Origin of the sequence: Micromonospora sp. NPDC005172 (assembly GCF_040608555.1) — a bacterium.
Classification (GTDB): Bacteria; Actinomycetota; Actinomycetes; order Mycobacteriales; family Micromonosporaceae; genus Micromonospora.
Window position 1 is genome coordinate 19,151 of the sequence record NZ_JBEXIL010000066.1, and the last position, 9,988, is coordinate 29,138.

Below are 9,988 nucleotides of genomic sequence, written 5' to 3' on the forward strand. Positions count from 1 at the left end.
GCGTACGCAGAGCCTCAGCCCCGATGCCCCGCCGTGGCGGGACGTCGTCTTCCATGATCACCCGTTGATGAGCTGAGTCAACGCCCTGCCTGGGACGGTTCAATGCGTTCTCGCGGTACGAGTATCCGCACCAAGGTCGTCGCCCTGCTGCTCTCCCTGGTCGCGCTCTGGATGTTCGCGGCATGGGTCACCCTGCGGGACGGCTTCAACCTGCTCGGTGTCCAGCTGCTCAACAGCAAGGTCTACGCGCCCAGCGAGCCCCTGTTGCAGGAGCTGCAGCTCGAGCGGCGGTTGACCCAGGCGTACCTGAGCAACCCCGACGCCGCGCAGCGCGCGGCGCTGGAGATCGAGCAGCGCAAGGCAGCGCAGCTGGCGGACGACTTCGCCGGCTCGGTCCGCAACTGGCAGGTCGACGTGGCCGGCAGCTCGGCCCTCGACGCCCAGCTGGACGCCACGATCGCGCAGGTCAACGGGCTCCAGCAGACCCGCGCGGACGTGCTCGGCCGTAAGGTCGACCGGATCTCCGCCGCCGACGCCTACACGAACGCCATCGAATCGATCTTCCGGATCTACGACGTCACCGGCAGCCTGGACGACAAGGAGATCGCCGCCGACGCGGCGGCCCTGATCCAGCTCAACCGGATGAAGGAGCTGATCTCGCAGGAGGACGCGCTGCTCAGCGGCCTCTTCGGCACCGGCCGGATCAGCGGTCCGGAGTACGCCCGCTACGTCAGCCTGGTCGGCGCCGAGCGGTTCCTCGGCGAGGAGACCCAGGCCCGGCTCGCCGACGCCGACCAGCGCCGCTACCGGCAGCTCGTCGAGGGCGAGGCGTTCACCCGGCTGCGCACCGTACAGGACAGCATCATCCGCGAGGGCCGCCCGGCGACCCAGCTCCCGGTCAGCGCCGAACAGTGGCGCGGCACCGTCGAGCCTGCCCTGGCCGAGGTGAACGACACCGTCGTCGACGGCGGCGAGGGCATCGTCGGCCGCGCCACCGGTGTGGCCGTGATGGTCGTCGTCCGGCTCGTCCTCGCCACCGGTCTGGGTCTGCTCGCCGTCATCGCCTCGGTCGTCGTCTCGATCACCACGGCCCGTACCCTCCTGCGTCAGCTGGACCGGCTGCGACTGGCCGCCTGGAAGCTCGCCGACGAGCGGCTGCCCCGCGTGGTCGACCGGCTCGGCCGCGGCGAGGAGGTCGACGTCGCCACCGAGGCGCCCCCGCTGGAGTTCGGCACCGACGAGATCGGCCAGGTCGGCAAGGCGTTCAACGCCGTCCAGGAGACCGCCCTGCGGACCGCCGTCGAGCAGGCCGAGCTGCGTCGCAACGTCCGCGAGGTCTTCCTCAGCCTGGCCCGGCGTACGCAGGCGCTGGTACACCGCCAGCTCACCCTGCTCGACGCGATGGAGCGGCGGGAGCACGACGCGGAGGAGCTGGAGGACCTGTTCCGGGTCGACCACCTGGCCACCCGGATGCGGCGCAACGCGGAGAACCTGATCGTGCTCTCCGGCTCCACCCCGGGTCGGGCCTGGCGGCGCAACGTCCCCATGGTCGACGTGGTGCGCGGCGCGGTCGCCGAGGTGGAGGACTACACCCGCGTGAACGTGCTGCCGCTGGGAGCCGTCTCGCTCGCCGGCCGGGCGGTCGGCGACATCATCCACCTGCTCGCCGAGCTGATCGAGAACGGCCTGTCGTTCTCGCCGCCGCACACCACGGTCGAGGTCCGCGGCCAGCTCGTGGCGAACGGGTTCGCCATCGAGATCGAGGACCGGGGCCTCGGCATGAGCGAGGAGGACCTGGCCGCCGCGAACCACCGCATCGTCGACCGGTCCGAGCTGAACCTCGCCAACGCCGCCCGGCTCGGCCTCTACGTGGTGAGCCGGCTGACCGAGCGGCACGGCGTCCGGGTCCGGCTCAAGGAGTCCGCGTACGGCGGTACCACCGCCGTCGTCCTCATCCCTACGGAGCTGATCACGGCCAACGGCACCGACCCGGAGAACTCCGGCGCGATCCCGGCCGGCCCGCCAGCCATCGCGCTGCCCGCCGGTCCGACGACCGTCGGTCCCGTCGAGGGCGGTCGTCCCGCCGGCCTCTCGACGGTCGCGGTGGCCACCACGGCAACGGAGACCAGCGCCGCAGGCGCGCCGCAGCCGGTGACCCCGGTCGCCTCGGCGCTTACCGAGAACAGCACCACCACCGAGCAGACGGACGGGAGCGACAAGGAGGTCGTACTCCCCACCCGCAAGCGGACGGCGGCGGGCACCGCAGCCGCGGACCTGCCCACCCGGGCGCGTCGTGTCCTGGGCCAGCCGGCCCTGGAGGGGCCGACGGTGCCCACCGGCCTGCCCGCGGTGGACCGGGCCGGAACGGGCGGCGGCAGCGAGCCGGGCACCGACGGCGGGCCGGTTCCGGCACGGACCGAGACGGACCAGACCGGCTCCGGCCTGCCGGTCCGGGTCCGCCAGGCGAACATCGTGCCCGAGCTGCGCGACGACCCGGCGGCGACCGAGTCCGACGAGGAGGACGTGGTACGGCCACCCGAGCAGGTACGCCGGATGATGAGCTCCTATCAGACCGGCACCCGGCGCGGTAGGACCGACGCGGCGCGGCTGCTCGGCGGCCCGTCGGGCGCGACGCCCGAGCCGACCGACGAGGAACCACAAGCCACCTGACCGAGCGCCGGCGCTGCGAGTTTCCGCGCGGTGTGACGGTCAAGCCCAAGACGAATACGGCGCAACTGCCGGGCGAGAAGAGGACGACGAAGTGGCCCAGAAGACGGCTTCGAGTGCCGACCTGACGTGGTTGCTGGATGATCTGGTGGGCCGGGTGAAGCAGGCCGAGCATGCGGTCGCGCTCTCCACCGACGGGTTGTTGATGGCTTCCTCGCAGGGGCTGAGCCGGGACGACGGCGAGCACCTCGCGGCGATGGCTGCCGGCATCCAGAGCCTGGCCCGGGGCGCCGGCAAGCGCTTCGGCGGCGGGCAGGTGCAGCAGACCATCATCGAGATGCAGTCGTCGTTCCTGTTCGTCACCGCCGCCGGCCGCAACGCCTGCCTGGCGGTCCTCGCCACCGAGGACGCCGACGTCGGTCTCATCGCGTACGAGATGGCGATGCTCGTCACCCGCGTCGGCAAGTACGTGGCCTCCCCATCGCGGGGCACCGAACAGTCGGCTGGCGAGAGGTAACGGCCATGACGGTGCAGGGGGAGTCCGCAGAGCATCAGTGGGTGGATGACCATGCGGGCCCGGTGGTGCGCCCGTACGCGATGACACGTGGGCGCGCCCGCCCGATCACCGGCACGTTCGACCTGATCTCCCTGGTCACCGCGACCCGCGCCGACGTGACGCCGGAGGTCGGTCTCGGTCCCGAGCACCTGGCGATCGTCGGTCTGTGCCAGCGAATACAGTCCGTCGCCGAGATCGCCGCCCACCTCGACCTGCCGGTGGGGACCATCCGGGTGCTCCTCGGCGACCTGGCGGCCCGCAACCTCGTGCAGGTACGCGAACCCCAGACCACGGCCGGTCTTCCCGACAACAGCATCTTCGAGGCGGTAATCAATGGACTACGGGCACTCTGACCGGCCGGCGGGAGCGACGCCACTGCCCACCGCGATCAAGATCCTGGTCGCCGGTGGCTTCGGCGTGGGTAAGACCACCATGGTCGGAGCAGTGAGCGAGACCCGGCCGTTGCGCACCGAGGAGGTGCTGACCGAGACCGGCGTCGGCATCGACGATCTGTCCGGGGTGGAGGGTAAGACCACCACCACCGTGGCGATGGACTTCGGTCGGATCACCATCAGCGACGACCTGGTGCTCTACCTGTTCGGCACGCCCGGGCAGGACCGTTTCTGGTTCGTCTGGGACGAGCTGGCGCTCGGCGCGATCGGCGCGGTGGTCCTGGCCGACACCCGTCGCCTGGCCGACTGTTTCCCGTCGATCGACTACTTCGAGGGCCGGGGCACCCCGTTCGTCGTGGCCGTGAACTGCTTCGAGGGTTCCCGCCAGTACCGGCTCGACGAGGTGCAGACCGCGCTGAACCTCGATCCGGGCGTACCGGTGCTGCTCTGCGACGCGCGTCAGCGCGAGTCCAGCAAGGAGGTGCTCGTGACCCTCATGGAGCACGCCATGAAGACCCGCGAGGCCCGCCGCCGCGCCGCCGACTGACCACGCCGACCGGGTACGAACCCCGGCCTGACAAGCGTCGACGGCCCTCGGCACCCGCCGAGGGCCGTTCGGGTGTGAAGGAGCGGTCAGCCGCGCTTGGCCAGCACCAAGAATCGGGTCCAAGCCGCCGGGTCGAAGGCGAGCGCCGGACCGGCCGGGTCCTTGGAGTCGCGTACGGCGATGACGCCGGCGAGGTTGTCGGCCACCTCGACGCAGTCGCCGCCGTTGTTGCCACTCTTGGTGCTCTTGCGCCACTGAGCGCCGGTCAGGTCCATGAGGCTGCCGCTTCCCTGATGAGGTTGAGGGACTGCGCCCGCGACAAGGCCCCGTCGCGAATGCGTTCCCACCGTCGGTCGAGGGTAGCAACGTCGGCAACCTTGTCGATGAGCTGCGCTTGCGCCTGGCTGTCGACGTGCGCGACCCGTGCGCCGTCCGGCATTTCGGCGACTGTGAACGGACCGCCCAGGCCCGGATACATGCCGACGTCGGCGGGCACGACGAAGACCGACACGTTCGGCAGCGCGGCCTGCTCGGCCAGCCGCTCGCACTGCTCCCGCATCATGGTCCGGTCGCCGTCGAGGGTGCGCCGGAGGATTGCTTCGTCGAGGACCGCGACGAGCAGTGGCGGGCGTTCCCGGCGCAGGATGGCTTGCCGGCTCAGTCGCGCCTCGGCGAGATCGTCGGCCTCGGCCGGCGTCAGCGCCTCGCCGACCAGCGTCGCCAGCGCGTACGCCTTCGTCTGGAGCAGGCCAGGTATCCACGCGAGCTGAAATGACCGCAGCGACAGCGCCTCGCGCTCGATCTCGGCCCAGGGCCGGAACCAGGCCGGCGTCCGGCGCTTCAACGCGTCGGGCCACAGCTCGTCCACGTTCCGACCGAGCAACTCGGCCACCCGTGCACGATGACGCGTCTGCGGAATTCGTTCGGTGCTCGCCCACTTCGCGGCCGTCTTCGGATCGACGCCAATCTGAGCAGCGAGACTGTCGGCTGTGTGGCCCCTCTCGACCATCGCTGCCTGCACGGCTCGATTCATCCCCAGCCCTCTCAGAACGTTCCGGACGTTGGAGGGTAATAGTCATACGCGGTGTAATCGATTGGCAACCCTCGGCAGGGTGCTGTGTAGACAGCACCGAGGAGGGAGCACAGGATGTGTGAGGGCAAGTCCCGGAGCCACCCGAAGCCGACAGCCGGTCCGTCACCGTTCAGGCCGAGCCCTCCCCGCACGATCGGGCCACTCCATCCTCCATACCGTGGCCCGGGTCGCCCAGCGAACGTCGTACCCGAAGCACGCTGGCGGCCCCGGTGCGGCCCGCCGGTCGCGCACACCGCCGACGGTCCCTTCTGGATATGCGACGCCTGCGGACGGGACTGGCCCTGCGCGGCGCTGCGAGCGGCACCGACGGACGCGGCCCGCCGGGCGACTCTGATCCCGGAGTTCTCCCGGATCACCCGCCGGGCCATCCGGGACCTGCGCGGCCAGCCGGGCGGCCCCGATCCGGTCGCCATCGTTCGCCGTTTCCTGTGGTTCCTGCCCCTCACCGACGAGGAGGCCCGCGCGGTCGCGCTGCGCCTGCGCTGAGCGGGGACCTGGTCGGGATCCTTCGCTGGCCGTACCTCGTTCGCGCCCTTTGCTCTGCTTCAACGGGCGCAACAGTATTGCCCGGTCAGTGTTGCCCCGAGTGAAGCAGAGCAAAGGGCGCGAGACAGCTACCCGGGGGCCACGCACGGGAAGGCAGAGACGTGAAAGGGCCGCTCCCCGCCAGCGCGGGAAGCGGCCCTTCTCAGGTGTACGCGATCAGTTGGCGATCATGCGGCGCAGCACGTACTGCAGAATGCCGCCGTGCCGGTAGTAGTCGGCCTCACCCGGGGTGTCGATCCGCACGACGGCCTCGAACTCCACGCCCGTGTCGGTCGTGACCGTCACGGTGCGCGGGGTGTCGCCGTCGTTCAGGGCGGTCACACCGGTGATGGTGAACATCTCGGTGCCGGTCAGGCCCAGCGACTCGGCGGTGACGTCGACCGGGAACTGCAGCGGCAGCACGCCCATGCCGATGAGGTTGGAGCGGTGGATCCGCTCGTATGACTCGGCGATGACCGCCCGGACGCCCAGCAGCATGGTGCCCTTGGCCGCCCAGTCCCGCGACGAACCCGACCCGTACTCCTTGCCGGCCAGGATGACCAGCGGGATGCCGGCCTCCTGGTAGGCCATCGACGCGTCGTAGATCGAGGTCTGCTCGCCGGTGAGGTGGTTGACGGTGAAGCCGCCCTCCACCCCGGGCACCAGCTGGTTACGCAGCCGGATGTTGGCGAAGGTGCCCCGGATCATCACCTCGTGGTTGCCTCGGCGCGAGCCGTACGAGTTGAACTCGTGGCGCGGCACGCCGTGCTCGGCGAGGTACGTGCCGGCGGGGGAGTCGGCCTTGATCGCGCCGGCCGGCGAGATGTGGTCGGTGGTCACCGAGTCACCCAGCTTGGCCAGCACCCGCGCGCCGGAGATGTCGACGACCGGGCTCGGCTCCTGCTGCATGCCCTCGAAGTACGGGGGCTTGCGCACGTAGGTCGAGTCACTGTCCCAGGCGAAGGTGTCGCCGGTCGGGGTGGGCAGCGACTGCCACCGTTCGTCGCCGGCGAAGACGTCGGCGTACGCGGCGCTGAAGCCGGTCGCGCCGATCGCCTGGGCGATGACGTCCTGGATCTCGGCGCTGTTCGGCCAGATCTCGCGCAGGTAGACCGGGTTGCCGTCGCTGTCCTCACCGATCGGCTCGTTGGCGAGGTCGATGTCCATCGTGCCGGCGAGGGCGTACGCGACGACCAGCGGCGGGGACGCCAGGTAGTTCATCTTGACGTCCGGATTGATCCGGCCCTCGAAGTTGCGGTTGCCCGAGAGCACCGAGACGACCGACAGGTCGTGCTCGTTGACCGCCGCCGACACCTCCTCGGGCAGCGGGCCCGAGTTGCCAATGCAGGTCGTGCAGCCGTAGCCGACCAGGTTGAAGCCGAGCTTGTCCAGGTACGGCGTGAGGCCGGCCCGCTCGTAGTAGTCCATGACGACTTTCGAGCCCGGGGCCAGGGTGGTCTTCACCCACGGCTTGCGGGTCAGGCCCTTCTCGACCGCGTTGCGGGCCAGCAGGGCCGCGCCGATCATCACCTGCGGGTTGGACGTGTTGGTGCAGGACGTGATCGCCGCGATCACCACGGCGCCGTGGTCCAGCTCGTACTCCGCGCCGTCGGTGCCGGTGACCCGGATCGGGTTGCTGGCACGGCCGCCGGCGCCGACCGCCGCCGTCTCCAGGTCGCGCGGCTCGTCGGCGGGGTCGCTGAACTGGTTGGCGGGCGGGTCGCTGGCCGGGAACGACTCGGCGCTGGCCTCGTCGGCCGGGCCGTTCGCGCCCACCGGCAACTGCTCACGCGCCACACCCGGCTTGAGGTCACGCTCACCGACGGAGTCGTCGGCCACGTAGTCGGTAAGCGCCGAGCGGAACAGCGTCTTGGCGGCGCCCAGCGGCACCCGGTCCTGGGGGCGCTTCGGGCCGGCGAGTGACGGCTCGATGGTGCCCAGGTCAAGCTCCAGGCGCTCCGAGTACGACGGCTCGGCCGCCGGGTCGTGCCAGAGGCCCTGCTCCTTGGCGTACGCCTCGACGAGCGCGACCTGCGCGGCGTCCCGGCCGGTCAGCTCCAGGTAGCGGATGGTCTCGGCGTCGATCGGGAAGATCGCCACGGTGGAGCCGTACTCCGGGGACATGTTGCCGATGGTGGCCCGGTTGGCCAGCGGCACGGCGCTCACGCCGGGGCCGTAGAACTCGACGAACTTGCCGACCACGCCGTGCTTGCGCAGCATCTCGGTGATGGTCAGCACGAGGTCGGTGGCGGTGGTGCCGGCCGGCATCTCGCCGGAGAGCTTGAAGCCGACGACGCGAGGGATCAGCATGCTGACCGGCTGGCCGAGCATCGCGGCCTCGGCCTCGATGCCGCCGACGCCCCAGCCCAGCACGCCCAGGCCGTTGACCATCGTGGTGTGCGAGTCGGTGCCGACGACGGTGTCCGGGTACGCCTGCCCGCCACGTTCCATGATCGTACGAGCCAGGTACTCGATGTTGACCTGGTGCACGATGCCGGTGCCCGGCGGGACGACCTTGAACTCGTTGAACGCGGTCTGGCCCCAGCGCAGGAACTGGTAACGCTCTCTGTTGCGCTCGTACTCCAGCTCGACGTTGCGGGCGAACGCGTCCTCGCGGCCGAACAGGTCGGCGATGACCGAGTGGTCGATGACCAGCTCGGCGGGGGCGAGGGGGTTGACCTTGGTGGCGTCGCCGCCCAGGTCCCGCACGGCCTCGCGCATGGTGGCCAGGTCGACCACGCAGGGGACACCGGTGAAGTCCTGCATGAGCACCCGCGCCGGGGTGAACTGGATCTCCACACTCGGCTCGGCGGTGGGGTCCCACCCGCCGAGCTGGCGGATGTGGTCGGCGGTGATGTTCGCGCCGTCCTCGGTCCGCAGCAGGTTCTCCAGCAGGACCTTCAGGCTGTACGGCAGCCGGTCGTGGCCGTCCACCTTGTCGATCCTGAAAATCTCGTAGCTCGCGTCTCCGACGCGTAGCTGGGTCTTCGCACCGAAGGTGTCGAGGCTCGCCACGTCGTACTCCTTCACACCAGCGACCGTGAGTAGTCCTGAGCAGTCTGTCGCACCGGCCGGGGTGCCGCCGAGGTTAGGTGACACTTACCGCCGATTCCGCGCTCTCAACAAAACCGTACGTCCGTCTTGCTATTTCCGCAACCCGGCCGGGGTCCGCCTTCCGCCTCATCCCTAGCCTCCTAGGACGCGCTGCGGGGTGTGGGCGGCGGCAAGGCGGTTCACGAACGCCCGCCACGGGTAGGGTTCGAAGCCCGGTCGGAGGAGGGTCACCCGTGTTCGACGTCCAGCACTGGCTCGTGTCGCTGCCGCCGATCGCGGTCTACCTGCTGGTCGCCGGGGTGATCGGCGTGGAGAGCATGGGCGTACCCCTGCCCGGTGAGATCGTCCTGGTCAGCTCCGCCCTGCTCGCGGCCACCGGAGTGGTGGAGCCGGAGTGGGTGGCGACAGCCGCCGCCACCGGAGCGATAGTGGGGGACTCCATCGGGTACGCCGTGGGTCGTCGCGGTGGCCGTCCACTGCTCGCCCGGCTGGGCCGACGCTTCCCACGCCATCTCGGCCCCGCCCAACTCGCCCGCGCCGAGCAGAGCTTCGCCCGGCACGGCGTCTGGGCGGTGTTCTTCGGTCGGTTCGTGGCGCTGCTGCGGATCCTGGCCGGCCCGCTCGCCGGAGCCCTGCGTGTGCCGTACCGGCGGTTCCTGCTGGCCAACGCGGCCGGCGGGCTGGTCTGGGCGTTCGGCACCACGTACCTGCTCTTCACCGTCGGCCGGGCTGCCGAACACTGGCTCAAGGACATCTCCTGGGCCGGCCTGGTCCTCGCGGTGCTCGCCGGCCTGGCCAGCACGTGGTGGCTGCGTCGTCGTGCCCACCGCCTGAGCGCCGACGAGCCGACACCGCCCGCCGAGCCGACACCGTCCGCCGAGGCGCTGCCGTCCGCGGAACCGACCCGCGCCGGCCAACCGCGCAACTGAGCGCGCAGATCGTGGACAGTTTCCGTTAGCAGCTAACGGAAACTGTCCAAGATCTGCTCAGGTTCGGGGCGGGAGATGCCGAAAGGGCCGGGCCCCTGTGGTGGGGGTCCGGCCCTTGTCGTTGGTTCTTAGCTGGTGGCGTAGCCGCGGGTGGCGATCCAGTCGGCGAGGTGCTCGACGGTGATGTCGTAGGCGGCGGTGTTCGCATCGGCGGAGTCGGCGATG

At 70.5% G+C, this 9,988-nt stretch carries 8 protein-coding genes and 1 pseudogene; 5 read left to right on the forward strand and 4 right to left on the reverse strand.

Annotated elements, in window-relative coordinates:
* Positions 1-102 precede the first annotated feature (102 nt).
* The 4 genes from ABZV06_RS29100 to ABZV06_RS29115 all read left to right on the forward strand — a co-directional run bounded on the left by ABZV06_RS29100 (position 103) and on the right by ABZV06_RS29115 (position 4,162).
* A complete protein-coding gene (locus ABZV06_RS29100; protein ID WP_355625420.1) occupies positions 103-2,670 on the forward strand; it encodes a nitrate- and nitrite sensing domain-containing protein in 2,568 nt (855 codons plus the stop codon).
* A gap of 91 nt (positions 2,671-2,761) precedes the next feature.
* Positions 2,762-3,184: a roadblock/LC7 domain-containing protein gene (locus ABZV06_RS29105; RefSeq protein ID WP_355248851.1), complete on the forward strand. Its 423-nt coding sequence runs from the start codon at positions 2,762-2,764 to the stop codon at positions 3,182-3,184.
* A 5-nt stretch (positions 3,185-3,189) separates the two neighbouring features.
* Positions 3,190-3,576, forward strand: a complete 387-nt coding sequence (locus tag ABZV06_RS29110) for a DUF742 domain-containing protein (protein WP_355248854.1) — start codon at positions 3,190-3,192, stop codon at positions 3,574-3,576.
* Complete coding sequence (locus ABZV06_RS29115; protein WP_355248857.1) at positions 3,557-4,162, forward strand: ATP/GTP-binding protein; 606 nt, start codon at positions 3,557-3,559, stop codon at positions 4,160-4,162. The genes ABZV06_RS29110 and ABZV06_RS29115 overlap by 20 nt, the downstream gene beginning before the upstream one ends.
* 86 nt (positions 4,163-4,248) lie before the next feature.
* On the opposite strand, the gene ABZV06_RS29120 is transcribed toward ABZV06_RS29115, so the two are convergent.
* The 3 genes from ABZV06_RS29120 to ABZV06_RS29130 all read right to left on the reverse strand — a co-directional run bounded on the left by ABZV06_RS29120 (position 4,249) and on the right by ABZV06_RS29130 (position 8,810).
* Entirely contained in the window at positions 4,249-4,437 is a 189-nt protein-coding gene (locus ABZV06_RS29120; RefSeq protein ID WP_355248859.1) for a DUF397 domain-containing protein, read from the reverse strand.
* A complete protein-coding gene (locus tag ABZV06_RS29125) occupies positions 4,428-5,195 on the reverse strand; it encodes a DUF5753 domain-containing protein (RefSeq protein WP_355248861.1) in 768 nt (255 codons plus the stop codon). Before ABZV06_RS29125 ends, ABZV06_RS29120 begins: the two co-directional genes overlap by 10 nt.
* A 762-nt stretch (positions 5,196-5,957) precedes the next feature.
* Positions 5,958-8,810, reverse strand: coding sequence for an aconitate hydratase (locus ABZV06_RS29130; protein WP_355248864.1), 2,853 nt, complete (start codon positions 8,808-8,810; stop codon positions 5,958-5,960).
* Between the two features lie 257 nt (positions 8,811-9,067).
* Between ABZV06_RS29130 and ABZV06_RS29135 the strand changes: the two genes are divergently transcribed.
* Complete coding sequence (locus ABZV06_RS29135) at positions 9,068-9,763, forward strand: DedA family protein (protein ID WP_355625422.1); 696 nt, start codon at positions 9,068-9,070, stop codon at positions 9,761-9,763.
* 128 nt (positions 9,764-9,891) lie between these two features.
* Here the strand turns inward: ABZV06_RS29135 and ABZV06_RS29140 are convergent.
* Positions 9,892-9,988: pseudogene (locus ABZV06_RS29140) on the reverse strand (phytochelatin synthase); the annotation flags it as partial.